This window comes from Nocardia sp. NPDC056000, assembly GCF_042269265.1.
Taxonomy (GTDB): domain Bacteria; phylum Actinomycetota; class Actinomycetes; order Mycobacteriales; family Mycobacteriaceae; genus Nocardia.
In genome coordinates this window covers 386,752-410,262 of record NZ_JBHJXS010000011.1, presented here as the reverse complement: position 1 = coordinate 410,262, position 23,511 = coordinate 386,752, and the positions used below count along the sequence as shown (strand labels likewise).

General features: G+C 67.0%; 26 protein-coding genes. 12 read left to right on the top strand and 14 right to left on the bottom strand.

The window, feature by feature from the left end:
* Positions 1 to 20 precede the first annotated feature (20 nt).
* The gene (locus ACFC4D_RS31560) at positions 21 to 518 is read left to right on the top strand and encodes a DUF1992 domain-containing protein (RefSeq protein WP_376068649.1); all 498 of its coding nucleotides are present in this window, start codon (positions 21 to 23) and stop codon (positions 516 to 518) included.
* 168 nt (positions 519 to 686) lie between these two features.
* Here the strand turns inward: ACFC4D_RS31560 and ACFC4D_RS31555 are convergent, their stop codons facing one another.
* Entirely contained in the window at positions 687 to 1,022 is a 336-nt protein-coding gene (locus ACFC4D_RS31555; protein WP_376068708.1) for a hypothetical protein, read from the bottom strand.
* Here ACFC4D_RS31555 and ACFC4D_RS31550 point away from each other — a divergent pair.
* The 3 genes from ACFC4D_RS31550 (at position 922) to ACFC4D_RS31540 (ending at position 3,327) form a co-directional block, all read left to right on the top strand.
* Complete coding sequence (locus ACFC4D_RS31550) at positions 922 to 1,137, top strand: excalibur calcium-binding domain-containing protein (protein WP_376068703.1); 216 nt, start codon at positions 922 to 924, stop codon at positions 1,135 to 1,137. The genes ACFC4D_RS31555 and ACFC4D_RS31550 overlap by 101 nt on opposite strands.
* Positions 1,138 to 1,219: 82 nt before the next feature.
* Complete coding sequence (locus ACFC4D_RS31545; RefSeq protein ID WP_375954073.1) at positions 1,220 to 1,525, top strand: DUF1905 domain-containing protein; 306 nt, start codon at positions 1,220 to 1,222, stop codon at positions 1,523 to 1,525.
* Positions 1,526 to 1,608: 83 nt separating this feature from the next.
* Entirely contained in the window at positions 1,609 to 3,327 is a 1,719-nt protein-coding gene (locus ACFC4D_RS31540; RefSeq protein ID WP_376068648.1) for an amidohydrolase family protein, read from the top strand.
* 21 nt (positions 3,328 to 3,348) lie between these two features.
* Here ACFC4D_RS31540 and ACFC4D_RS31535 read toward each other — a convergent pair whose 3' ends face one another.
* Positions 3,349 to 5,064 carry a DEAD/DEAH box helicase gene (locus tag ACFC4D_RS31535; RefSeq protein WP_375954076.1) on the bottom strand — a complete coding sequence of 572 codons (1,716 nt, stop codon included), beginning with the start codon at positions 5,062 to 5,064 and terminating at the stop codon, positions 3,349 to 3,351.
* 122 nt (positions 5,065 to 5,186) lie between these two features.
* Here ACFC4D_RS31535 and ACFC4D_RS31530 point away from each other — a divergent pair, with 122 nt between their 5' ends.
* Positions 5,187 to 6,263, top strand: a complete 1,077-nt coding sequence (locus tag ACFC4D_RS31530; RefSeq protein ID WP_375954078.1) for a YihY/virulence factor BrkB family protein — start codon at positions 5,187 to 5,189, stop codon at positions 6,261 to 6,263.
* A gap of 18 nt (positions 6,264 to 6,281) precedes the next feature.
* Here ACFC4D_RS31530 and ACFC4D_RS31525 read toward each other — a convergent pair whose 3' ends face one another.
* Entirely contained in the window at positions 6,282 to 8,480 is a 2,199-nt protein-coding gene (locus tag ACFC4D_RS31525) for a DUF4132 domain-containing protein (RefSeq protein ID WP_376068647.1), read from the bottom strand.
* Between the two features lie 47 nt (positions 8,481 to 8,527).
* On the bottom strand, positions 8,528 to 9,439 hold the full coding sequence (gene sigJ / locus ACFC4D_RS31520; protein WP_376068646.1) for an RNA polymerase sigma factor SigJ: 912 nt from the start codon (positions 9,437 to 9,439) through the stop codon (positions 8,528 to 8,530).
* Positions 9,440 to 9,574: 135 nt separating this feature from the next.
* Here sigJ and ACFC4D_RS31515 point away from each other — a divergent pair, with 135 nt between their 5' ends.
* Both ACFC4D_RS31515 and ACFC4D_RS31510 read left to right on the top strand, forming a co-directional pair.
* The gene (locus ACFC4D_RS31515) at positions 9,575 to 10,180 is read left to right on the top strand and encodes an NADPH-dependent FMN reductase (RefSeq protein WP_376068645.1); all 606 of its coding nucleotides are present in this window, start codon (positions 9,575 to 9,577) and stop codon (positions 10,178 to 10,180) included.
* A complete protein-coding gene (locus ACFC4D_RS31510) occupies positions 10,146 to 10,580 on the top strand; it encodes a YybH family protein (protein ID WP_376068643.1) in 435 nt (144 codons plus the stop codon). Before ACFC4D_RS31515 ends, ACFC4D_RS31510 begins: the two co-directional genes overlap by 35 nt.
* Positions 10,581 to 10,628: 48 nt before the next feature.
* Here ACFC4D_RS31510 and ACFC4D_RS31505 read toward each other — a convergent pair whose 3' ends face one another.
* Entirely contained in the window at positions 10,629 to 10,769 is a 141-nt protein-coding gene (locus ACFC4D_RS31505) for a hypothetical protein (RefSeq protein WP_376068641.1), read from the bottom strand.
* A 37-nt stretch (positions 10,770 to 10,806) separates the two neighbouring features.
* Complete coding sequence (locus ACFC4D_RS31500) at positions 10,807 to 12,426, bottom strand: FAD-dependent oxidoreductase (RefSeq protein ID WP_376068639.1); 1,620 nt, start codon at positions 12,424 to 12,426, stop codon at positions 10,807 to 10,809.
* Between the two features lie 164 nt (positions 12,427 to 12,590).
* On the opposite strand from ACFC4D_RS31500, the gene ACFC4D_RS31495 reads away from it, so the two are divergent.
* Complete coding sequence (locus ACFC4D_RS31495; protein ID WP_364631593.1) at positions 12,591 to 12,854, top strand: metal-sensitive transcriptional regulator; 264 nt, start codon at positions 12,591 to 12,593, stop codon at positions 12,852 to 12,854.
* An 80-nt stretch (positions 12,855 to 12,934) separates the two neighbouring features.
* Positions 12,935 to 13,576, top strand: a complete 642-nt coding sequence (locus ACFC4D_RS31490; RefSeq protein WP_376068638.1) for a dihydrofolate reductase family protein — start codon at positions 12,935 to 12,937, stop codon at positions 13,574 to 13,576.
* 16 nt (positions 13,577 to 13,592) lie between these two features.
* Here ACFC4D_RS31490 and ACFC4D_RS31485 read toward each other — a convergent pair whose 3' ends face one another.
* From ACFC4D_RS31485 to ACFC4D_RS31455, 7 genes are all read right to left on the bottom strand, one after another.
* Entirely contained in the window at positions 13,593 to 14,513 is a 921-nt protein-coding gene (locus ACFC4D_RS31485; protein WP_376068636.1) for a universal stress protein, read from the bottom strand.
* 36 nt (positions 14,514 to 14,549) lie between these two features.
* Complete coding sequence (locus tag ACFC4D_RS31480) at positions 14,550 to 15,401, bottom strand: universal stress protein (protein ID WP_376068635.1); 852 nt, start codon at positions 15,399 to 15,401, stop codon at positions 14,550 to 14,552.
* A 168-nt stretch (positions 15,402 to 15,569) separates the two neighbouring features.
* Entirely contained in the window at positions 15,570 to 17,378 is a 1,809-nt protein-coding gene (locus ACFC4D_RS31475) for a tetratricopeptide repeat protein (RefSeq protein ID WP_376068633.1), read from the bottom strand.
* Positions 17,379 to 17,490: 112 nt separating this feature from the next.
* Entirely contained in the window at positions 17,491 to 17,868 is a 378-nt protein-coding gene (locus ACFC4D_RS31470) for a hypothetical protein (RefSeq protein ID WP_376068631.1), read from the bottom strand.
* Positions 17,869 to 17,927: 59 nt separating this feature from the next.
* The gene (locus tag ACFC4D_RS31465; RefSeq protein ID WP_376068630.1) at positions 17,928 to 18,866 is read right to left on the bottom strand and encodes a hypothetical protein; all 939 of its coding nucleotides are present in this window, start codon (positions 18,864 to 18,866) and stop codon (positions 17,928 to 17,930) included.
* Positions 18,863 to 19,369, bottom strand: a complete 507-nt coding sequence (locus ACFC4D_RS31460) for a CGNR zinc finger domain-containing protein (RefSeq protein ID WP_376068629.1) — start codon at positions 19,367 to 19,369, stop codon at positions 18,863 to 18,865. Before ACFC4D_RS31460 ends, ACFC4D_RS31465 begins: the two co-directional genes overlap by 4 nt.
* A 267-nt stretch (positions 19,370 to 19,636) precedes the next feature.
* The gene (locus tag ACFC4D_RS31455) at positions 19,637 to 19,870 is read right to left on the bottom strand and encodes a DUF3039 domain-containing protein (RefSeq protein WP_375954105.1); all 234 of its coding nucleotides are present in this window, start codon (positions 19,868 to 19,870) and stop codon (positions 19,637 to 19,639) included.
* Between the two features lie 163 nt (positions 19,871 to 20,033).
* Here ACFC4D_RS31455 and ACFC4D_RS31450 point away from each other — a divergent pair, with 163 nt between their 5' ends.
* A complete protein-coding gene (locus tag ACFC4D_RS31450) occupies positions 20,034 to 20,384 on the top strand; it encodes a DUF3099 domain-containing protein (RefSeq protein ID WP_375955961.1) in 351 nt (116 codons plus the stop codon).
* Here the strand turns inward: ACFC4D_RS31450 and ACFC4D_RS31445 are convergent.
* Positions 20,355 to 21,680 (bottom strand): MFS transporter, encoded by a 1,326-nt coding sequence (locus ACFC4D_RS31445; protein WP_376068701.1) that lies wholly within the window; start codon positions 21,678 to 21,680, stop codon positions 20,355 to 20,357. The genes ACFC4D_RS31450 and ACFC4D_RS31445 overlap by 30 nt on opposite strands.
* 104 nt (positions 21,681 to 21,784) lie before the next feature.
* Between ACFC4D_RS31445 and ACFC4D_RS31440 the strand changes: the two genes are divergently transcribed.
* Together ACFC4D_RS31440 and ACFC4D_RS31435 are read left to right on the top strand one after the other, a co-directional pair.
* On the top strand, positions 21,785 to 22,780 hold the full coding sequence (locus tag ACFC4D_RS31440) for a GlxA family transcriptional regulator (RefSeq protein WP_376068627.1): 996 nt from the start codon (positions 21,785 to 21,787) through the stop codon (positions 22,778 to 22,780).
* Complete coding sequence (locus tag ACFC4D_RS31435; RefSeq protein ID WP_376068625.1) at positions 22,777 to 23,502, top strand: VOC family protein; 726 nt, start codon at positions 22,777 to 22,779, stop codon at positions 23,500 to 23,502. The genes ACFC4D_RS31440 and ACFC4D_RS31435 overlap by 4 nt, the downstream gene beginning before the upstream one ends.
* Positions 23,503 to 23,511 lie beyond the last annotated feature (9 nt).

Sequence of the window (23,511 nt, the reverse complement as noted above, 5' to 3'; positions counted from 1 at the left end):
TCCGCCGGTATCCTGGAGGGGTGACCGAGCGTAAGCCGCCCGATCTCACCTTCGAATCGTGGATAGACAAACAGATTCGTGAGGCCACCGAACGGGGCGAATTCGACAGGCTGCCCGGGGCGGGCCAACCCATCCCGCCGGGTATGGACGATGAGAACTGGTGGGTCCGGAACCTGCTGCAACGCGAGGGCATCGGCACCGACGCCCTCCTGCCCGAACACATAGTCCTGCGCCGCGACCGCGAACGCATCGACCACACCGTGCGGCCGATGACCTCCGAGCGCGCAGTCCGCGAAGCTGTCACCGAACTCAACGAACGCATAGTCCGCTGGCTCCGATCCCCCGGCGGCCCGGATATCCCGATCGGGCCGGTGCGTGCGGACGATGTGGTGGCCAGATGGCAAGCGGCGCGAGAAGCCGAGCGGTCGGTTGGAATCCCCAGTGCGACAGTCATATCGGCCGAATCGGTCGAAGCGTCCGCGAAGCGATCTTGGTGGCGGCGTTTGCTGGGATGGTGATTCGGATATACCTCGCGCAAACCGCGTGATTGCCCAGATCCAGTGCGACGGAATGGCTTTCCTGGCAGAGTGAGTGCCGCGATCGGAGGCCCAGGTCGGGGGGCAGGCTTTCCGCCGTCCCCGATCGCATCCACATTCGGCATCCGGGGAATCCATGACATTTCGACATCAGATGCTGATGGCCGTGACGGCCATCAGCGCCATCGCCGTACTCACCGGCTGCGGGGGCGGCGGCTCCGGTACCACCGGCACCTCCAGCAGCTCGCACCCGACCACCACAACCGCGGTTGCGTCGCAGACCTCGACCACCACGGTTCCGGCCACGACCACCACGGTCGAAACCACCGTTCCGGCTGCGGCTCCACCGCCCGCCGCCACGACCCCGGCCGTGATCCCGGCACCGGTGCCGCCCGTGGTCACTTCACCGGTGGCGGCCCCCGCACCCGTCGCACCGCCCGCCGTACCGGTCCCCGCTGCCCCGGTACCCGCCGCTCCAGCGGTCACCTACAAGAGCTGCGCGGAAGCGAAGGCGGCGGGCGCCGCCCCACTTCGTCGTGGCGACCCGGGCTACAGCTCCCGTCTGGACCGGGACGGCGACGGCATCGCCTGCGAAAGATAGCCGTCCGCCCACAGCGCACCATCGAGCCGAGCCCGGCCACCGCTCGGCCGATGCTGTCGTACCGCTGGGTTACGGTCTGGGGATGGCTGCTTCGCGTTACTCGTTTACCAGTGAGTTGTGGGTGTGGGAGGGGCCTGCGGCGTGGTATTTCACGAGTTTGCCGGAGGAGGTGGCGGATGAGATCGAGGAGGTGCATGGGCATCTTGCGGGTGGGTTCGGGTCGGTGCGGGTGCGGGTGACGGTTGGGGGGAGTACTTGGGCTACCTCGATTTTTCCGGATCGGAAGCGGGGGACGTATATGTTGCCGATGAAGAAGCCGGTGCGGACGGCCGAGGGGCTCGATACCGGGGATTCGTTTCGGGTGGAGTTGGAAGTGGTCGGGTCCTGATCTGTTCGAGGGTGGCCGAATCTCCCAGGATCGCGGGCGTTTGCGCGGGTTAGCATGAAATACCTGTGAGTTTGGAGTGCGTGATGGGCGACTACGACGTCGTTATCCGGGGCGGAACGATATTCGACGGCGGTGGCGGGCAGCGGATCGTCGCGGATGTGGGGGTGCGCGACGGGCGGGTCGTGGCCATCGAATCCGGTCTGCCGGAGGGGAATCGGACGATCGACGCCACCGGGAAGTGGGTTATTCCCGGGATGATCGACGTGCATACGCATTACGACGCGGAGGTGCTCACCGGGCCGGGGCTGGGGGAATCGGCTCGGCACGGGGTCACCTCGGTGATCTTCGGGAATTGTTCGCTGTCAACCGTTTACGCGGACGCACAGGACTGCGCGGATATGTTCGCGCGGGTCGAGGCCCTGCCGTGGGATGTGGTCAACGACGCGGTCAAGGAACATAAGACGTGGACCGATCCCAAGTCCTATGTGCAGGCCATCGGGGCACAGCCATTGGGCGTGAATGTGGCAGCGTTCCTGGGACATTCGGATATCCGAGTGGCCGTCATGGGTTTGGGGCGAGCTGTCGACGCGAATGAGCGTCCGACCGACGCCGAACTGGATCGCATGGCGGAAATGCTCGGCGAGGCGCTCGATGCCGGATTCGTGGGGCTCTCCACCATTCGCAGTTCGTTCTCGAAACTCGAGGGGACCCGTTTCCCGGCACGGCAATTGCCGTCGACCTATGCGACGTGGGCGGAGTACGCGCGACTGAATTCCGTACTGCGGCAACACGGCCGGGTGCATCAGAGCACACCGAACCTCACCTCGCGGCTGGAGATCGGACGCTATTTCGCGCAGAGCGTCGGACGGTTGTTCGGCCGCCGCCCGCTCAAGACCTCCCTGCTGTCCGCCGCCGATATCAAGGCCGATCGCACCGTGGTCAATGCCGCACTCGGCGCGGCCTGGGTGGCCAATCGACTCGGCCGGGCCGATCTACGCTGGCAGCATCTGCCGGTGCCGTTCGAGGTGTACGCCGACGGAATCGATCTGGTCATCTTCGAGGAATTCGGTTCCGGCGCAGCGGCATTGAATATCCGGCAGGTGCTCGAACGCGGTGAATTGCTGAAGGACGAGGGGTATCGCCGCCGCTTCCGCAAGGATCTCGCCAAGAAATTCGGTCCCCGGGTATGGCATCGCGATCTCGGCGACGCCGAGATCATGGCCTGCCCCGACGCCACCGTGGTCGGCAGGTCGTTCGCAGCCGTTGCCGCCGATCGCGGTATCACGGCCGCGGACGCACTGCTGGATCTGACCGTCGAACACGGTGCGGCCCTGCGCTGGCGCACCACCATCGCCAATGATCGCGATGCGGTGCTGGACCGCCTGCAAACCTCTCCCCTGGTGCAGATCGGTTTCGCGGATTCCGGTGCGCACCTGCGCAATATGGCCTTCTACAACGCGAGCCTGCGCATGCTCGAACGCGTGCACCGGCGCGGCTTCATGCCCCTCGAGCAGGCGGTGCACCGGCTCACCGGTGAGCTCGCGGAGTGGTACGGCCTCGATGCCGGACGGCTCGCCGTCGGCGCACGCGCCGATATCGCCGTCATCGATCCGACCGGTTTCGACGGCACTGCCGACTACGCCGAAGCCGAGCTATCCGGCAGCGGCGTCTCGCGCATGGTCAATCGCAATGACCGAGCGGTCGCGGCCACCGTGGTCGGCGGGCACGTGGTGTACGAATACGGCACGTTCGCACCGGGATTCGGCACGACCCTGCACGCGGGCACCTTCCTCACCGCCTGATCGGCGGTGGATTCCGCCGGATCAGCTGGTGCGGCGCAGTACCGCGATGCGTTCGGTGAGCTGTTCCGCCGTGGCCAATGCCGTTGGCGGACCGCCGCATTCGCGGCGTAGCTCACCGTGGATCACCCCGTGCGGTTTGCCGGTCCGGTGATTGTGCATGGCCACCAGACTGTTGAGCTCGCGCCGCAGCTCACCGAGCCGATCCGCGGTGGCCGCGCGTTCGGCGGAGGCGGCGTTGGTCGGCAGGGTGACAGTCCGCGCGGATTCCGCGGTGCGCTCCTGCAACTGACGCGTCTGCCGATCACGCAACAGCGCGCGCATCTGATCGGCGTCCAGCAGCCCCGGGATGCCGAGGTAGTCGGCCTCCTCATCACTGCCGGAGAAGGTGGCGGTGCCGAACGAGTCACCGTCGTAGATGACCTGATCCAGTTCGGCGTCCGCGGCCAGGGCGATGAACTTCTTCTCCTCCTCGCCCGGCTCGTCCTTCTGCTTATTGGCGTCGATCAGCAGTTCGTCATCGAGTTCGTTCTTCTCCCGATGCGGTTTGCCGATGACGTGATCGCGCTGCACCTCCAGCTGCGCGGCCAGATCCAGCAGCACCGGCACCGACGGCAGGAACACGCTCGCGGTCTCACCGGTCTTGCGGGCACGCACGAACCGGCCGATGGCCTGCGCGAAATACAGCGGGGTGGAAGCGCTGGTGGCGTACACGCCGACCGCCAGGCGCGGTACGTCGACGCCCTCGGACACCATGCGCACCGCGACCATCCACGGATCGGTGCTCTCGCTGAAGGTGCCGATATGCGCCGAGGAGGCCGGATCGTCGGAGAGCACCACGGTCGGTTTGGTGCCCGAGATATGTTCCAGCAGTTCGGCGTAATCGCGCGCCTTGTCCTGATCGGTGGCGATGACCAGACCGCCCGCATCGGGCATGCCCGTGGCCCGCAACTGCCGCAGCCGGGTATCGGCGGCGGTGAGCACCTTGGACATCCAGTCGCCGGCGGGGTCCAGGGCGGTGCGCCAGGCGCGTGCGGTGTGCTCGGCGCTCAGTGGCTCACCCAGGCGGGCGGAGTACTCATCGCCCGCGCTGTCCCGCCAGTGCGCCTCACCGGAGTAGGCCAGGAAGACCACGGGTCGAACCACGCCGTCGGCGAGCGCCTCGGAGTAGCCGTAGGTGTGATCGGCCTTGGATTTCTCGAAACCCGATTCATCGGCCTCATAGGTGATGAACGGGATCTTCGAATCATCGCTGCGGAAGGGCGTTCCGGTCAGCGCGAGTCTTCGGGTGGCGTCCCCGAAGGCTTCCTCGACCGCCTCACCCCAGCTCTTGGCGTCGCCGGTGTGATGGATCTCGTCCATGATGACCAGCGTGCGCCGGTTCTCGGTGCGCACCCGATGCTTGAACGGATGCGAGGCCACCTGCGCGTAGGTCACCACCACACCGTGATAGTCCGAGGAGGTCGATCCGGTGGAGTTGGAGAAGTTCGAGTCGAGCTGAATCCCGAGCCGCGCCGCCGATCCGGCCCACTGATGCTTCAGATGTTCGGTCGGGGCGACCACCGTCACCTGATCGATGGTTCGATCGGCGAGCAGTTCGGCCGCGACACGCAGCGCGAAAGTCGTCTTACCCGCGCCCGGAGTCGCGACGGCGAGGAAGTCGCGAGGCTTGGTTGTCAGATACTTGGTGAGAGCCCTGCGCTGCCAAGCACGTAATGAACCGCCACCACCCGAAGTCACTTGGAAGAGATTAGCGATGTGGACCGACAACGCACCAATCCAACACGGTCACAAGTAGTGCCGCACGACACATCGTGGGTCCGCGTCCATTTGAAACGCTGGTGAGCGATGCTGTAGCCACGATGAACGAGCACGAAAAATCCCCGCAACACGCCGACGCGTCCGACGCGCCCGGGGCAGACGTGCGCGTCACCACACGGCTCGGGCGAGTCCGCGAGCTTATCGTGCACGTCGCGGTGAAGGCGTGGAACGATTCCATCTTCAACAAGTCCGCCGCCGCCGCGTTCTGGCAGACGCTGTCGCTGGCCCCGCTGCTGCTGGGCCTGCTCGGCAGCCTCGGCTATGTCGGGCACTGGTTCGGCCCGGACACCGTGGACATCGTGGAATCCAAGATCATTACCTTCAGCCGGAACCTGTTCAGCGCCAGCGTGGTCGACGACCTCATCGAACCCACCACCAATGACGTGCTCAAACGCGGTCACGGCGGGGTGGTCTCGGTGGGTTTCGTGCTCTCGCTGTGGGCCGGATCCTCGGCCATGGCGACCTTCGTGGACGCCATCACCGCCGCGCACGGCCAGGCCAACGCGCGGCATCCGGTCTGGCAGCGAATTTTCGCGCTCTGGCTGTACGTGCTGTTCCTGGTGACCTCGGTGCTGATTCTGCCGTTGGTGGCGCTGGGACCGTCGCTGGTGGGGCGGGTGCTGCCGCGCGGATGGAAAGAGCCCGGGCTCAGACTGATCGACACCTTCTATTACCCGGGCGCGGGACTGCTGCTCATCGTCGCGCTCACCACGCTCTACAAACTCGCCCTGCATCGCACGCTGCCCTGGCATCGACTGTTCGGCGGCGCGCTGGTTGCGGGCGTGTTCTTCATGACCGCGAGTGAGGGCCTGCGCCGCTATCTGGCCTGGGTCACCCGCACCGGGGTCACCTACGGTGCGCTGGCCACGCCGATCGCCTTCCTGCTGTTCACCTTCTTCCTCGGGTTCGCGGTCATCCTCGGCGCGGAATTCAATGCCAGCGTCCAGGAGTTCTGGCCCGCCCGCGCGACCCGGGCGGCCCAGATCCGCGCCTGGTGGGCTCGGCGCAAACAGCGCAGGGCCACGGCCGCCGAGCCCGAGTTCGACCCCTCGGACCCGCCGACGGTCCAGCTGGTGTCGTTGGAGAAGGACCCGCCGACCCTGCGTATGCGGTACTGATCCCGGCGGTCGCCCGGCTCAGGGCACCAGCCCGGCCAGGTCCGCGAGAAGTTCGGACGCCAGCACCGGATCGAGCTCCAACGGCGGTGTGTCGAAATAGATTCCGGTGATCCGCTGCTCGGCCAGAATCATCGCTCCCCCGGCGACGATGCCCGGGTCCAACCCGATGGTCAGCGATTGCTTCTCGTCGATCCGACGGAACACCTCGAAATGAATCCCACCGCCGTGCTTGTATCCGCGCTCCCATCCTTTGCCGAGGAGACCGAGAATCGCGCCCACCGGCACGGTGACACCGGTGATCCGATCGATACCGCGGCTCGTGCGCTCCAACTCGGTCAGTTCGTAGACCGCGCGGCCGAGTTGCCGGAAAGGCTGGGTGATCTCGTAATCGGCGAGCACCTCACCCCAATCCTGCACCGTGTCACCGAGATCCAGCGGATGGGCGATACGGACCCTGGCGGATTCGGGGAGCGTGACGGTCGCATCGTCCACATCGGCCAGTGTGAGATCCTCCGCGATACGAAAGGCGAGGTCCCCGGTGGTCCAGATCAGTCGGCGGGTGATGTGCCGCAGGAGCGGCGGCGACACCAGGTAGCGCTCGAAATCCGCCGCGCTCCAGTCTCTTCCGGAGGTCATGGCACGTTCGAGTCGCCGGATCTGATCGGCGGCGGTGGCGCGAGCAAGCTTCTTCAGCTCGGTGAACCGCTGATAGGCAGCCGGTGCGAGCACACTGTCGTCGGCCGCAGCCGGTTTGGGCAGCGCCTTGCGCGGCTTGCCCGCCGCGTCGATCACGAAAGGCATGAGCTTCTCGTCGAATCCGACCGTGAACCTGCGCGGGCCGTAATCCAGCACGAGTGTGCCGTTCGCGTCGAGCCCGAGATCGGGTACGAGTCGATCGGCGATCTCCTCGGCGCTGAGCCCGCGTTCACGCGCGGCCGTGGTCAGGCACTCGACAGCAGTGGAGCGCAGTCCAGGTCCCTTGGCGCGCCGGGAGATTCGATCCAATTCCGCCAATGCGGTGTCGGTGCCAATGGCGCGCAGCACGTTCACCGCCTGCCTGTCGCTGTTCGCCGTCGGCCAGCGCAGCACCGCCGCGCCCAGTCGTCGCGTCGATTCCTCGTCGGCCAGCCAATAGAACTGGTCGATGACCCAGCCATTGCGCCCCGGGGCACCGGCCGCCACCCAGCTCTCGAAAATGCTCCGCCCGAATGCCGCCAGCGAGGCGCGATCACAGCATTCCAGTGCCTTGACCAGACCCGGGTACGGGGTCGCGGTACCGAGCCAGGTCACCCCCGGCGCGAGCTCGAGCGCACCGAGCAACCGCTCCACGGCGACGGGCGGCAGCACGGAACCGTCGCGAAGAAGGATCCGCGGCAATCGGTCTCGATCCAGCCAGGGAACCCCGGAGGGAGTTACCGGCTTCGTCGCCGGGACCCCGTTCCGCACACGATCGAAAGCCGCGTTCAGGACCTGCTGGATTCCGGCGGCGGCCGCATCGCCGTGGGCACGAGCCGCAGCGACAACCTCCGGCACTCCGCATTCGGCGGCTATGAAAGCCAGTGCGGCAGAAGCTTTCTCGCGCGGCACACGGGTTTTTCCGAGCGCATCCGGAGTGAGCAGCGGTACCGCGGCGAGCGCGTGCCGGGAGAACCACGCGCGAGCGATATGCCGCGCCGATTTCAATCGCACCAGCCAATCCGCCATCAGCACCGCGACCGCGGCGCTACGCACCGGCAGCAGCACCGAACCGTGCTCATACGCATTGAGCTTCGCCACCTGCAGCACGGCGGGCAGCACATCCAACTCGAACCGCGCGAGCAGGGCTCGCAGACAAGGCAGCTGGTCGGAGGAGTACAGAGGCGGCTGCCACCCGCCGAGCAGCGGCCGAACCAGCTCTTCGGGCGCATTGGCGAACATGTAGATCTCGGTCGCCGGGTAATCGAGCTGCCCGTCCCGGTAAGACCGCACCAATGCCGCCCAACCGTGCTCCTGGAGGAACTGTTCGTGGTAAATCAGGAAGAAGAGCCCCGGGGCCTCCGCCAGATACTCTTCGCGCTCGCCCGGCTCCCACACCATGCTCGGCGTATCGGGAGCCGTCAGTCCGGGCACGAGCGGAACCCCGCGAGTCCGATCTGCGGCCGCCGCCGCCTCGAAGGCCCGCGCCAGCCGCTCCCACTCCGGATCGGTGAACAGTTCCGACAACCCATCCCCCACCATGCCAAACCTCCTGTACCAAACACCTTTCCGGAGAGTATGGCCGAGCCCTACGACAGGTTTTCGCGCTCCCCTTCGACGGTCCAGGGGCGCAACTTCTCCGGATTGCGGATAACCCAGATGCGGGTGATCCGCCCGTCCGCGATATCGAAGGCGTACACCGAGACGACGGCTCCGTCGATCTCCGCGACCAGGCCGGGCTGACCGTTGACGGTGCGCTCCAGCAGCGCCACTTCGGTTCTGCGGGCGGCGAGTTCGATCCAGGCGCGGGCGATGCGCTTGCCGCCGACGATGGGGTGGCGGAAGGCCAGGGCGAGGCCGCCGCTGTCCGCGATCGCGATGGCGGTGGGATCGAGCAGTTCGATCAGGGCCTCGATATCGCTTGTCTCCCAAGCTCGTTTGAACTCGCGCACCACCTCGGCGCGGTCGGCACCGGAGGGTCGCTGCGCGGTATCCACGCGGCGGCGCGCACTCGAGGCGAGTTGGCGGCAGGCGGCGGGTGTGCGGCCCACCACCTCCGCGACTTCGGCGAAGGAGTAGCGGAAGACATCGTGCAGGATGAACGCCACCCGTTCGGCCGGTGTCATGGCGTCCAATACGACCAGAAACGCCATGCCGATCGACTCGTCGAGGGTGACCCGATCGGCGGGGTCGGCGGGGACGGGACCGCCGAGCCATTCCGAGCGGCCGGGCAGCGGTTCCGGAATCCATTCGCCCACATACCTTTCCCGCCGCGCGCGGGCGGAACCGAGCAGATCCAGGCAGATGCGGCTGGCGACCGTGGTCAGCCAGGCTCCGGGGTTCAGCACGTCCGCGCGCTGCCGATCCGAGAGCGCGTACCAGCGCACATACGTCTCCTGCACCACATCCTCGGCCTCGGCGAGCGAGCCGAGCAGCCGGTAGGCGAGGTTGATCAGCTGTCCGCGCTCACTCATCACCGCGCCCAGTTGCGGATCGGTCATAGTCGGCTCCCTCTGTCGCTGCGGCCCTCATCGACTCCGACGAAATAGCGCACCGGTCTGTGAGGCGGCCTGACATTCCGGACGCCTGTGTCGTCGGAAGGTCGTGACACTCTCAGCAGAGCAGGAGTTCGGGAAATGATCAAAATCGGCATCATCCTGGGCAGCATCCGCACCAAACGCAATGGTCCGCAGGTCGCCGACTGGGTGCTGGAGACGGCGTCGGCGCGCGGTGACGCGGAATTCGAACTGATCGATCTGGCCGATCATCCGCTACCGCATCTGGACGAGGCGGTCGCGCCGATGTTCGGACCATCGGCGCATGAGCACACCCGGGCGTGGGCCGCGCGCATCGCGCCGTTCGACGGGTTCGTCATCGTGACCCCCGAATACAACCATTCCGCCCCCGGGGTGCTGAAGAACGCGATCGACCACATCTTCGCCGAATGGGTGGACAAGGCGGTCGGATTCGTCTCCTACGGTGCGGGTGGCGGGGTGCTCGCGGTGGAGCATCTGCGTTCGATTTGCGGGGTGCTGGGCATGGCGGATGTGAGCCGCCAGGTCAGCATTTCGGTGCTCACCGATTTCCGGAACCACACCGAATTCGTTCCGGGCGAACGCCATACCGCGGCGCTGCACGCCATGCTCGATCAGCTCACCGCGTGGAGCACCGCCCTCGCACCGCTACGTCACATCGAAGGAGCCGAATATGAAGACGCGGAACAGCTTTCAGTCACCCATTGAGACCGTCGACCAGGTAATCGCGGCACTGCGCGCCAAGGATCTCGACGCGGTGCGGCAGCTCTACACGCCCGATGTCATCTCCTTCGACGTGGAGCCACCGCTCCAGCACGTCGGCATCGAGGCCAAACTCGCCAATTGGATCAAGGTCTTCACCGTTTTCGCGGAGGTGACCTACGAACTCCGCGATCTGACCTTCACCGTGGGCGATGAGGTGGCCTTCGGCCACGGCTTCGCCCGCCTGAGCGGCACCCTGCGCGACGGCACCGCGACGGCGGGCATGTGGGTCCGGGTCACCTACGGTATGCGAAAGATCAACGGCGACTGGCTGATCGCGCACGATCAGGTCTCGGTACCGTTCGATGTCGTGAGCGGCAACGGCGTGACCGACCTGACGCCGTGACGGTATCCCGCGTGGATCAGCGAGCGGAAGACGCGCTCACCACCACCGTCACCGACTGCGCGTCGGCGATTCCGCCGCACAGGAACAGCGGTCGGATTTCGGCACATCGCCGAGCACCTGTTCGACGTGGTTGCCGCATCCGGTGAAACCGGGCTTACCGCAGGCGCGGCAGGTGGTGCGCTGACACATGAGATGAATTCCTTTCGGGAAGAAGGGGTTTCGTAGTCTAGGACGATCGGGCCGCACTCCACGTGCGGTAGCCGCCGTCGAGATTGCGCGCCTCGCGGCCGAGCTGGGTGAGCAGGCGGGTGGCGCTGTTCCCGCGCTGACCGACCTGGCAGAAGGCCAGGATCGGGCCCGGCGGGATATCGCCGAGGCGCGCGCGCAGTTCGTCCAGGGGGATGTTTCGCGCGCCGGGAATGGATCCGGCCGCGAACTCCTCCGGCGAGCGCACATCCACCAGTTGTGTTCCGGCGGCGACTGTTTCGGCCACCTCATGCCATTGCAGGGTGTCCACTACACCGGTGCGCAGGTTGTCGGCCAGGTAGCCGAGCATATTCACCGGATCCTTCGCCGATCCGAATTGCGGGGCGTAGGCGAGTTCCAGATCCATCAGCCGGGAAGCGCGGATACCACCGGCCATGGCGGTGGCCAGCACATCGATGCGTTTGTCGACGCCCGCGCCGCCGACCGCCTGCGCGCCGAGGATCTCATCGGTATCGGGATCAACCAGCAGTTTCAGAGACAGTGAATCCGCTCCGGGGTAGTACCCGGCATGGTCCAGCGGATGGGTGTGCAGCGCCCGGAACGGGCGGCCCGCCGCGCGCAGGCGCTTCTCACTCCAGCCGGTCATCGCGACCGTGAGATCAAAGACGCCGAGAATCGCGGTGCCCTGTGCGGCCGGATCATGCACCGGCAGGCCCGCGATCGCGTCCGCCACCAGGCGACCCTGGCGATTGGCGGCATTGGCCAGCGGGATCAGTGCCGCCTGCCCGCCCACCGCGTCCCGCTTCTCCACCGCATCACCGACCGCGTAGATGTGCGGGACCGAGGTGCGCAACCGCGCGTCGACGACAATGCCTCCGCCGGAACCGATTTCGAGACCTGCTGCCTTGGCGAGCGCGCTCTCGGGACGAACGCCGATCGCCATCACGACCACATCGGCGGGAATGACCCGTCCATCGGCGAGGGTCACGGTATCGGCGTCGATGCGCGCGAGTTCCGCCGCCAACTCCACTCCGATGCCGTGTGCGCGCAGTTCCGCCGCGACGGGTGCGGCCATCTCGGGATCCAGCGGTGCCAGCAGCTGCGGGCCGCGCTCCACGAGAGTGGTCGGAATACCCTGGCGCACCAGGTTTTCCGCCATCTCGACGCCGATGAATCCGGCCCCGGTCACCACGGCGGAACGGGCATCGCCGAGTGCGGCGACCATACGATCGACATCCTCGACATCGCGCAGCACCAGGGCCCGCTCGACGCCCGGCAGTGGCGGGACGATCGCCGCGGCGCCGGTGCTGAGCACCAATTCGTCGAAGGTTTCGGTGAATTCGCGTCCGGAGTCCAGATCGCGCACGGTGACGGTCCGGCCGTGCGGGTCCACCGCGATCACCTCGTGCCGCACGCGCACATCCAGCCGGAACCGCGCGGCCAGCGATTCGGGGGTCTGCAACAGCAGCGATTCCCGTTTCGGAATGACCCCGCCGACGTAGTACGGCAGACCGCAATTGGCGAACGACACGTGCGCGCCGCGCTCGAACACGATGATCTCGGCGGACTCGTCGAGCCTGCGCAGACGGGTGGCGGCCGACATGCCACCGGCGACGCCACCCACGATCACGACCTTCATCCGACACCTCCCGACGGGCCACTCACGCGCACCCGACACAACGATCGATGGATATACCCCAGGGGGTATCTGACAATTCTGCTCCAACATACCCCATGGGGTATTCTCGACAGCGGCGGGAGTCGACGCGACCATCCCGGACCCACGGAACGCAGGAGGCAATCATGGTCGGCGACGAAGAGACCATCACCGCGGTGCTCAATCGACTGCGGCGTGCGCAGGGCCAGCTCACCGGCGTCATCTCGATGATCGAACAGGGCCGCGATTGCAAGGATGTCGTCACCCAGCTGGCCGCGGTCTCCCGCGCCCTGGACCGCGCCGGATTCAAAATCGTCGCGAGCGGCTTGCGGGAATGCCTCACCGGGGCCGAGGGCCGCGAACCGCTCAGCGAGGCCGAACTCGAGAAACTCTTCCTCGCCCTGGCCTGAATCCCCGAGCCCCGATGAATTCGCGGCCGCTCCCCCGTCTTAGCCAGTGACCGAACCGGCCGATTCATCGGGAGTGCGATATGGGACTGATCCACATCGAGATGTTCGCGACATTGGACCTCGTCGGGCAGGCGCCCGGCGGTCCGGGCGAGGACCCGGACGGGGATTTCCCGTTCGGCGGCTGGCAGGCGCCGCTACTGGACGAGGTGTCCGGGGCACAGGTCAGCGATGCGTACGAGGGTACGGACGCGCTGCTGCTCGGCAGGCGGACCTATGACATCTTCGCCGGCTACTGGCCGGATCAGGCCAGTGACGAGGACCAGGATTTCGCGAACCTGTTCAACCGGATTCCGAAGTACGTGGCCTCGCGCGGCACACCCGAGCTGTCCTGGGCCGGATCGTCACTGCTCGGCCCGGATCTGCCCGCGGCCGTGCGCGAGATCCGGGAACGGCATGAGCACGTCACCGTCGTCGGCAGCCTGAACCTGGTGCAAACCCTGTTGCGGGAGAAGCTGTTCGACCGCCTCGACCTGTGGGTGCACCCGATCGTGCTCGGCGTGGGCAAGAAGGTGTTCGACGGCGGCGCGGTGCCCACCAATATCACGCTGCTGGAGCCGCCGGTGGCGGGCAAGCTGGGCACCGTACTGCTGCGCTACGGCCTGGCCGACGGCACGCCCGCGACCGGGGATATGAGCGCCCCCGATCGCGGTCTGTCCCGCTGAGCCGCAACGCTTTCCGCTAGTCCGGGTGCACCACCATGACCGGGCAGTTCGCCTGCTGCACCAGCGCGTTGCTGGTGGAGCCGAGCAGCATCCCGGTGAATCCGCCGCGGCCGCGGCTGCCGACGACCAGCAGTTGTGCGGTGTCCGACCAGGTGAGCAGATGATCGCGCGGATCGGCGAGATGGATATCGCGGGTGACCTCCACCTCCGGATAGTTCTCGCGATACCCGGCCAGCCGCTCCACCAGCAGTGAACGCTCGGCCTCGGCGATCTGGTCGGCCTCGATGGAGGTGTCGATGATCCCGGAGAACTGGCTCAGATAGAGATCGCTCCAGGCGTGCACCGCCACCAGCGGCGCACCGCGCAGGGCCGCCTCCTGGAAGGCCACCTCGATCGCGGCCTCGCTGACCGGGCTGCCGTCCACACCCACCACGACCGGACCGCTGGACGGCGGCGGCGCGTCGGCGGCGGGGCTGCGCACGGTGACCACCGCACCGCGGCTGTGACTGGAGACCGACAGCAGGATCGAGCCCAGGCGATTGAGTCCGCGCCTGGGTTCCGGACCGCCGATCACCACCATATGCGCGGTGGCCGAATGTTCGATGAGCAGTCGCGCCGGATGTTCGGGTGAGACCTCGGTGCTGATGCGCAGATCCGGATCGATCTTCTCCGCGACCTGCCGCGCGGCGGCCACCAGTTCCTCGCCGTGCTGCGAAATGGGCAGCACCACATCCTGATTGACCACGGAATAGGAGCCGAGCAGCGCGCGCGTCATCTCCAGATTGGTGCCGTGCACGATGCGCAGTTCCCGCTCCCGAGCCGATGCGGTGTGCGCCGCCCAGGCGACCGCGTGACTGGCTTCCGGCGTGCCGTCCACACCGACCACGACCGGCGCGGACGCCAGCAGGTGGGGATTCTCGTTCCGGGACAGGCTCATTCGATCCACTCCTGTTCTATCGATAACCGTTCGGGTTCAGTTCCGCAGTCGCACAATGGCGATCGGGCAGCCCACCACGGGCAGCAGCGCCTCACCGGTGGAGCCCAGCGTCATACCTTGGAAGCCCCCGACACCGTGACTGCCGACCACAACCAGTTGCGCCGCTTCGCTTTCCGCCAGCAGGGCGCGCACCGGCCGATCCTCCGCGACCACGCTGCGCACGCTCACACCCGGGAATTCCGCGCGACTGTGCGCCAGACTGTCGGCGAGCACCTTTTCGGCGCGCTCCTGCGAACCGGATCCGCTCTGCCCCAGTCGATCCCAGACATGCACCGCGACCAGTCCGACACCGCGCCGGGACGCCTCATCGAAGGCGACTTCGATCGCGCGGGTGCTGTACGGCGATCCGTCCACGCCGACCACCACCGGCAGCGTGGAGTCCGGCGCGGGTTCGCCGGGCACCACGACCACGGGGCCGAGCGCATGCCGCGTCACCGCCATACTCACCGAACCGAGCAGGCTGCGATGGTAGGCGCCCAGCCCGCGCGAGCCGACCACCACGTAGCGGGCGGTCGCGGCCAGCGCGTTCAGGGTCGGGATGGGCGGCGCGTCGACCAGGAAGGTCCGGGTCTTGATATCGCCGTACGGTGCGGCGAACTGCACAGCCGCCCGCGCCGCATCCGCGAGCGCCTGTTCCGCGGTCTGCCGATACTCGTCATGCCAGAGCCGCACCGGATTGTCGTCCAGGGGCGTCTCCACGAACGGCGGTACAGCGAATACCAGATGCAGTTCGGCCCCGTGCAGCGCGGCGTCGATCGCCGCCCACCGCACCGCATGCCCCGCAGACTCCGAGGAATCCACTCCCGCAACCACCGGACGATCGATCATGCTGGCAGGCAACGTATCTCACCTCTCCATCGGCGATACCGCGGACCATGTCGGCGGTACTCCCGGTGCGACCGGAAGTACCCTCCGTCAATTCCGACAATACCGGCGACAGGCCCGGTTGGCGGGTAAGCGCAATCACAGAGCTACCGCAGGGGATTTACGGCGCGCTCAGTCCTGCGTTTCGGCCTCCAGGATGTCCCGGGCCAGCTCGAGGATGCTCGCGTCCACCCACGGGCAGGCCAGGACAAGTCGGCAGAACGAATCGAGGATGGTCACCGGGCGGGAGCGCGACGCCTCGGCCAGGGTGACGAAACGGCGGCAGACCGCGTAGCCGATATCGGCCCGGGTGCCGGGATCGGTCCAGGCGACCGCTATCAGCGCGATCGCGGCGGCCTCGCAGACCCAGTCCTCGACACCGTGCAGCAGATCGAAAAGCACCGTGCGGCGGGTGGATTCCTGCCAGGGTTCGTCGGCGCGGTGGTGTGCGATACCCAGACACGCCCACATCTGCACCGCCCGGATCCACAGGGCCGGGTGCTGTTCGTAGAAGGGCTCGGGATCCGGTACGGGGGGATGCACCAGCGCACCGAGCAGATCCGGGAGCGGCAGACCGGCAAGCGCGACGGCGAAGTCGTAGGCGGCGGGCAGATGCGGCCAGCGCAATTGTGTTGTCCGGCGGATCTTTTCGGCGGCCTCGGGTGTAGGCGGCGCGACAATGGGAACGGCGGTCATGGCATTGTCGGGATAGTGCCAGACCGCAAGACCCGTCGGATTCCAGTCGGCGGACCGCAGTCGCGGGTCCGGGTCACCGACCTCGGAGACCGTGATCTCGACGCGCGGCAGCGCTCGGCGCAGGGTCAGCACGGCGCTCGGCGGCTCGATCATCGAGACCGTGCATTGCAGCTCCAGCTCCGCACGACCCTCGGGCACCTGTTCGATCACCTGCCGCAGCATGTTCATCAGGGACTCGCCCGCACCCTCGATATAGCCGAGCCATGAAGCGTCACCACAGAATTGGGTGAGCAGTTCATCGGCGTAGTGGTGGTCCGGATGTGCGCGCAGATGATCGGCGAGCGCCACCAGATGCCCGATGTCCCCATCCATTCGATAGCGCAGGCCGAGCAGCGCGGGCGCGCCCTTCTCATGCTCGGGCGACATCGCCACGACGGCTTCGAGCCAGGGCAGGCCGAGTTCGGGCCGGCCGGTTTCGGCGTAGAGCTCCGCGAGATCGGTGTGCAGGTATTCATCGGACGGATCGCGCCGCAGCTGATCGGCCCACACCTCGATCGCCGCGTCGGCCCGGCCGGTACGGCGGTACACCTGCCCGAGCATCACGCTCGTGATCTGATCCGCGCTGATCCGATGCGCCCGCACCGCAAGGGATTCCGCGAGCTCGAACGCGGTGAAGCGGCGCGCCAGCGAGGATCCCATCGCCAGCAGCCGGGAATCCTCGTCATACTGTTCGACCGCGGCGCACAGCAATTCGTACAGCGGTGCGATCGTCTCCCGAATCTCGGGCGAAACCGGTTCCGGCAGTTGCCGATTGAGCGCGAGGACCGCGTAGAGGACGGTGTCGGCGCTCAACGCAGGCACGATATCCGGCTGCTCCAGCCACGCCGCCCGCGCCCACGGCAGGCTCGGATCGAATGCGACAACCTGGGTGAGCAGCGATATCGCGGAATCCCACTGCGCGTCGGCGGCCAGCACATGCGCCCGCGCACCCATCGCACCCAGGCTGGGGCGATCGGTCGGATACAGCGTCAGCGCGGCCTCGACGCCACCTGCCGCGACCACGAGCCGGGCCAGCAGCTCATGCGCCTCGGGCAGCATGGGTTCGAGCTGCAACGCCCCCGCAATATGGTCCGCGGCGTGCGTGAGATCCCCGCTGTCGAGGGCGAGTACCGCGATCGCGATCTCACCCTCCGCCTCGATCCGGCGATCGCCGACCCCGTCACTTGTTTCCGATACCGCTGCCATCGCTCCCCATCGTGTGCGCGAATCCACTGACTACGCGCCCATGATGTCCGAGTCGAGCCCGAGTTGCCAACGACGAAAACACCGGCCCCGCTTCATCACCGGACTAGGCGCGTCACCAGACCCGAATCGTCCCCCAGCAGCCGTGGCCCGCACTCCCCGACACCCACGGTGTCATGAGCTCGAACGGGATCGCACCCGCGGGCTGCGCGTCCACCGCGACCCGGGCACGCGGGCTGAAATAGGCGCTCGGCAGAATCACCCGGATCTTCAGCGAGGGAATCCGGAACTCGGACTGATCGGTGAACTGGAATCCGGTGTCGATATCGACGAAGAACGGCGTATTCGCGGGGACCGAGACCTCGGTCGTCGAACAGTAGCCATTGTGAAAACCGAGCTCGACGATCGGCGGATCCGCGCTCGCCCGCGGTGCGGCGATCACCACCGCCGCGAGCACAGCCGCCCCGAGCGCCCCGCCGTACCTGCCCTTCATGGCCGATCCCTTCGCTCCCGTTGACACGCGCCTGCGGTGAATCCTATGCGCGTTCGGCATCAATGGGTGCGGGACAGCAACATTGCGGCGACCGCGGCGCTGTAGGCGTGACTCGCGGCGATGGGTTCGCGCGCCGGATAGTTCGAGCGATGGGTGACGATGACGCCACCGGGCAGCGTGACCGTGGTGTGCAGCACCGTGGCGACGCAGTTCCCGCCCGCCTTGCCGGTGAGGTCGACCACGACCGCCCCGGACGGCAATGCGGCGAGTTCGCGAGCGCCGAGCACTACCGGTGCACGCTCTCCCCGGCGCACGGCCGCGCAGATCACCAGATCGATCCGCTCCCGTTCGAGCAGTGCGGATATCTCGGAATCGAGCAGGAATCCTCCCGCACCGTGCGCACTCGCGCTATCCCTTTGCGCCGCGCGATGTCCCACGGCGATCACCTCATCGCCATGCCGTGCCGCTGCGCCGAGTGCCGCCAAGCCCGCGTGCCCGCACCCCAGCACCAGCGTTCGCAGCGGCTGGTCGCGCGTGTCCTCGGCCAGCAGCCCGCGCCCCTCCGTATAGGCGATGACCCCGGCGATGCGACTCATCGCGGACAGCGCGTCGGTATCGGACCCGCTATCACCGGGCACCTGCTCGAACGCCACCGATTCCACCCCGCGCTCGCGCAACCACGCGATCCGTTCGGCCCGCACGATCGGATCCTGAAATCCGATCAGCACCTGCCCCTGTCGCAACGGCATCGAATCCAGCTGATAGACAGGCGGTTTCACCCACGCGATCAGATCCGCCGACTCGAAAACCATCGCGGGATCTGCCACCAATCGCGCTCCGGCACGTTCGTAGGCGCGATCATCGAATCCCGCACCGGCTCCAGCCGCGGCCTCCACCACCAGCCCCAGACCGGCCGCACACAGCCGCCGCACATCATCGGGTGTCAGCGCCACGCGCCGCTCATCGGCCGCGGTCTCCCGCAGCACCCCCGCGATCAACGCCCGTCCCCGCCCCGGCGGCGATGCGCCGCCACGTGCACCCGCGTCGAACAGCGGGTGGAACAGAACCGCCGCTTGCCATTACGCGATGTGTCGATGAAGACGATCTCGCACCCCTCGCGATCACACCGCCCGATCCGAGCCGGATCCTCACAGAACAGCGTCGCCAACCCGAACGCGGTGTAAGCCTTCACACGTTCATCGATCGGCGCGGTCTCCTGCGAATAGTGCATATGCGGAGCCCGCCCGTCATGGGTCGAGATATACGGCCGATGAGTGGTCTCGGCAAGCAGCCCATTGAGCAACTCGACCGTGGGCGCTGTGAACACCCCGTCGAGTTCCTTTATCCAGCGCCGCAATTCGGCTTCCTGCCGCGCATCGATGGCCCCCACCGGCCGATATCCGGCGTCGACGAGCAACCCCTCGAGATCCTCGTCCGCCCCCGCGTTCACCAGCCGAGCCGCGATCTCCGCCGCCACCCCACCGTAAGGGTTGAAATGCACTGAACCATTACATCAGGGTGGAGGCATGCCCGCCACCTGCCCCACCTGCTCCTGGCCCGACCCCACCCTCGTCTCCGCACACCGAACCGTCCGCTACCTGCGTTGTGTATGCGGACAATGGATCGTCGAGGATCATGCGACGGTGATAGCCACGGCGGGCGAGAGCGCCTTCGCCGCGGCCCCCGCCGATTCAGCGCCGTCGGCGCACCCCCGCGCCCGCTCGGCGCGGCAGACCGTTCGCCGCCTATACGGACTCCGGAAGGACAGTTAGTCCTTCTTCATCATCTCGTAGACGCGCTTGCACTCCTCGCAGACCGGGGAGCCCGGCTTGGCGGAGCGGGTGACCGGGAACACCTCGCCACACAGGGCCTGCACGAAGGTGCCCATGACGGCGCTTTCGGCGATCTTGTTCTTCTTCACGTAGTGGAAGACCTTGGGGGTGTCGTTGTCGGTCGACTCGTCGGTGGTCGTTTCCGGACGTACCAGGGTGTCTGTGCTCACCCGTCCATGATGCCAGGTCACCGGCGGGCGGCAACCGGCATGTGCATTCGACAGGCGGGAGTGCAAGACTCGAGGTATGCAGCGTGATGGCGAATCAGGGGCCGAGGTCTCGGGCGGCGATGATCGCCCGGAGGTCGAATTCCTTCCTGCCGGTTCGATTCCCATGCCGGAGCGCAAACCGGCGGGGTTCTTCCGGGGTGAGAAGGACCATCCGACGCTGATCACCGAGGCGGCGACGTCGCTGGAGCAGCAGCATCGCAATCGGGTGCGACGCTATGTGATGATCATGGCTTTCCGGATTCCATGCCTGGTGGGCGCGGCGATCGCGTACGGCATCTGGCACAACTGGGTGATTTCGCTGCTGATCATCGGGGTGTCGATTCCGCTGCCGTGGATCGCGGTGCTGGGCGCGAACGACCGCCCGCCCCGCAGCAAGGACGAACCCAGCCGCTGGGACGGGCGGCGCAATCAGAAGGCGCTCGATTCACGCCCGCACAACGCCATCGACAGCTGAGACATCCTCGGGCTTCCTGCGGCGAATGCTCGCGGACATGAGCGCGGCCAGCCCGCACAATCCGCCCGCGATGAACCAGGCCATGGTGTAGCTGCCCTGCACATCGCGGATCACACCCGCACCGAAGGCCGCGATGGCCGCGCCGATCTGATGTGAGGCGAAAACCCAGCCGAAGGCGACCGGACCGTCGTCACCGAAATGCTGACGGCACAGCGCGACCGTCGGCGGCACGGTGGCGATCCAGTCCAGGCCGTAGAAGATGATGAACGCCCACATGCTCGGCTGCACATCCGGCCCGAACAGCAGTGGCAGCACCAGCAGCGACAGTCCGCGCAGCGAGTAGTAGCCGACCAGCAGATACCGCGAATCCACGCGATCGGTGAACCAGCCCGAGGCGATGGTTCCGGCCACATCGAAAATGCCGACCAGCGCGAGCAATCCGGCCGCGGTGGTGGCGGGCATGCCGTGATCATGGGCGGCACTCACGAAATGGGTGCCGATGAGACCGTTGGTGGACGCGCCGCAGATCGCGAAACCGCCTGCCAGCAGCCAGAATACGGGCTTGCGGGCCACCGAGAAGAGCACCGTGAGCGCCCGCCCCGCCCCACCCGGAGCCTGGGTGCGCACGCCGACCATGCTGCCGGGTTCGGCCCCGTACGCGGTGCGGCCGATATCGCTGGGATAGTCCCGGATGAACAGCAGCACCAGCGGCACCACCACCAGCGCGGTCCCCGCCACCACGAGAGATGGTGTGCGCCAACCGTAATCGCCCGCGAGCCGCGCGATCAGCGGCAGGAATACCAGCTGCCCGGCCGCGCCCGCCGCCGTCAGCACGCCCGTCACCAGCCCGCGCTGCCGCACGAACCAGCGCCCGGTGATGGTGGCCACGAACGGCATGGACATGGATCCCACACCGACGCCGACCAGCAGTCCCCAGGTGGCCATCAGCTGCCAGGGCTGGGTCATGAATACGGTGAGCCCCGCCCCGGTGGCGATGAGCAGCAGCGCACCCGCCACCACCCGCCGAATCCCGAAGCGATCCATCAGCGCCGCCGCGAACGGTGAAATCAGGCCGTACAGCAGCACATTCACCGAGACGGCCGCCCCGATGGTGCCGTGCGACCAGCCGAACTCCTCGTGCAGCGGTTCCATGAGCACGCCGGGCACCGACCGGAAGGCGGCCGCGCCCACCAGTGCGACGAAGCCGACCGCCGCGACGATCCAGGCCGGATGCAGGCGGCCCGAGCGCAAGGGTGCGGAGCCTCGGGGTGATTCGACATCGGAATCGGAGCGCAGTTCGGTCACCGAATGAGCGTGACGGATTCCGGGCTGGCGAACGAGTGGCCTGAATGACACAATGCGTCAATATCCGGCCATTGTTGAGGGAGAGGAGGCCGGTGATGGGCACACCGCATCTGGTGGCCGTACTGGCACTGGAACCGCTGATCGGATTCGATATGACGATTCCGCCGCTGGTGCTCGGCGAGGCCAAGGACGAATCGGGCCGTCCGCTCTACGACGTGCAGATCTGCGGATTGCAAGCGGGACAGCCGATTTCCAGCACCAACGGCTTCCTGGTGATCCCGAAGTTCGGCCCGGAACTGCTCGCCCGCGCCGATACGGTGATCGTGCCCGGCACCAGAATCGCGGAACCGCGCACCCAGGGCGTGCTGCCGCCGGAACTGACCGAGGCCCTGCGCGCGATTCGCCCGGACGCCCGCATCGTCTCCATCTGCACCGGCGCGTTCGTCCTGGCCGCGGCGGGCCTGCTGGATGGCAGGCGCGCGACCACACACTGGAATTTCGCCGATATGTTCCGCTCGCTGTATCCGGCGGTCCGGCTCGATGAGAACCTGCTCTTCGTACAGGACGAAAACATCTGGTCCTCAGCGGGTTTGGCCGCGGGCATCGATCTGTGCCTGCATCTGATCCGCACCGATCACGGCAGCGCGGTGGCCAATAACGCCGCCCGCTACTGCGTGGTCCCGCCGTGGCGCGAGGGTGGGCAATCGCAGTTCATCGAACAGCAGGTCCCCGAACCGGGCAATGACGGCACCGCACCCACCCGGTTGTGGGCGCTGCATCAACTGCATCGAGAACTGGACCTGAACACCCTGGCCGCGCACGCGTGCATGAGCGTGCGCACCTTCACCCGCCGATTCAAGGCCGAAACCGGAATGGCCCCCGGCGCATGGGTATTGCAGCAGCGCCTGCGCCACGCTCGCCAACTGCTGGAGACCACCGATCTGGCGATCGACGAGGTGGCCCGATCCGCGGGTATGGGCACCGCGGCCTCGCTGCGGCATCACATGCGCGCCGAACTCGGGGTGCCGCCGCTGACCTACCGCAAGACGTTCCGCAAAGACTGGCAACGCGAGAGTTTGGAGACGGTATGACGATTCGATGGGTCTGGGCGTTCATCGACACTCCCGCGGCACGATTCGACGAGAGCGCGGAGTTCTGGCGCACCATCACCGGAAGCACACTCTCGGCCAAACGCGGCGAGAACTCTGAATTCCTCACGCTGCTACCGGATTCCGGCGCACCCTCGGTGAAGATGCAGGCCGTGCCCGAAGGCCCGCGCGTCCATCTGGATCTGGACGTCGAGGATGTCCGGGCGGAGGCGGTGCGAGCGGAAAAGCTCGGGGCCACAGTGGTTCTCGAACATCCGGACTACACCGTGCTGAAGTCGCCGCACGGAATGATCTTCTGCCTGACTCCGGCGGGCAACGAGGGTGATATCGCACCCGTGGTCACCGGTCCGGAGGGTGATCGCAGCCGACTGGATCAGGTCTGCCTGGATATCGGCGCGGCCGATCACGTCGAGGAGGTCCGCTTCTGGACCGAGCTCACCGGCTGGCGCTGGACGCCCGGCACCCTGCCCGAATACTCCAGGCTCACACCGGATTTCACGCTGCCGGTGAAACTGCTGCTGCAACGCCTGGACGAAGACCGCCCGACCGGCGCGCATTTGGATCTGGCCTGCGACGATATCGGCAAGACCGCGACCTGGCATGAAGAACTCGGCGCGCGACGCGTGCGGTGGGGCCGGGAATGGCTGGTAATGACCGATCCGGCCGGTCAGCACTACTGCCTGACCGGCCGGGATCCGGACTAACCGTGTCTA

Coding starts and splice junctions, on each gene's coding strand:
- ACFC4D_RS31525 (WP_376068647.1), bottom strand. CDS start 8,480: ATGGTGGGGGATGGGTTGTCGGAACTGTTCACCGATCCGGAGTGGGAG.
- ACFC4D_RS31480 (WP_376068635.1), bottom strand. CDS start 15,401: ATGATCGATCGTCCGGTGGTTGCGGGAGTGGATTCCTCGGAGTCTGCG.
- sigJ (WP_376068646.1), bottom strand. CDS start 9,439: ATGACCGATCCGCAACTGGGCGCGGTGATGAGTGAGCGCGGACAGCTG.
- ACFC4D_RS31510 (WP_376068643.1), top strand. CDS start 10,146: ATGAAGACGCGGAACAGCTTTCAGTCACCCATTGAGACCGTCGACCAG.
- ACFC4D_RS31490 (WP_376068638.1), top strand. CDS start 12,935: ATGGGACTGATCCACATCGAGATGTTCGCGACATTGGACCTCGTCGGG.
- ACFC4D_RS31475 (WP_376068633.1), bottom strand. CDS start 17,378: ATGGCAGCGGTATCGGAAACAAGTGACGGGGTCGGCGATCGCCGGATC.
- ACFC4D_RS31485 (WP_376068636.1), bottom strand. CDS start 14,513: ATGAGCCTGTCCCGGAACGAGAATCCCCACCTGCTGGCGTCCGCGCCG.
- ACFC4D_RS31495 (WP_364631593.1), top strand. CDS start 12,591: ATGGTCGGCGACGAAGAGACCATCACCGCGGTGCTCAATCGACTGCGG.
- ACFC4D_RS31450 (WP_375955961.1), top strand. CDS start 20,034: ATGCCGGAGCGCAAACCGGCGGGGTTCTTCCGGGGTGAGAAGGACCAT.
- ACFC4D_RS31440 (WP_376068627.1), top strand. CDS start 21,785: ATGGGCACACCGCATCTGGTGGCCGTACTGGCACTGGAACCGCTGATC.
- ACFC4D_RS31540 (WP_376068648.1), top strand. CDS start 1,609: ATGGGCGACTACGACGTCGTTATCCGGGGCGGAACGATATTCGACGGC.
- ACFC4D_RS31545 (WP_375954073.1), top strand. CDS start 1,220: ATGGCTGCTTCGCGTTACTCGTTTACCAGTGAGTTGTGGGTGTGGGAG.
- ACFC4D_RS31470 (WP_376068631.1), bottom strand. CDS start 17,868: ATGAAGGGCAGGTACGGCGGGGCGCTCGGGGCGGCTGTGCTCGCGGCG.
- ACFC4D_RS31505 (WP_376068641.1), bottom strand. CDS start 10,769: ATGTGTCAGCGCACCACCTGCCGCGCCTGCGGTAAGCCCGGTTTCACC.
- ACFC4D_RS31435 (WP_376068625.1), top strand. CDS start 22,777: ATGACGATTCGATGGGTCTGGGCGTTCATCGACACTCCCGCGGCACGA.
- ACFC4D_RS31530 (WP_375954078.1), top strand. CDS start 5,187: ATGAACGAGCACGAAAAATCCCCGCAACACGCCGACGCGTCCGACGCG.
- ACFC4D_RS31500 (WP_376068639.1), bottom strand. CDS start 12,426: ATGAAGGTCGTGATCGTGGGTGGCGTCGCCGGTGGCATGTCGGCCGCC.
- ACFC4D_RS31515 (WP_376068645.1), top strand. CDS start 9,575: ATGATCAAAATCGGCATCATCCTGGGCAGCATCCGCACCAAACGCAAT.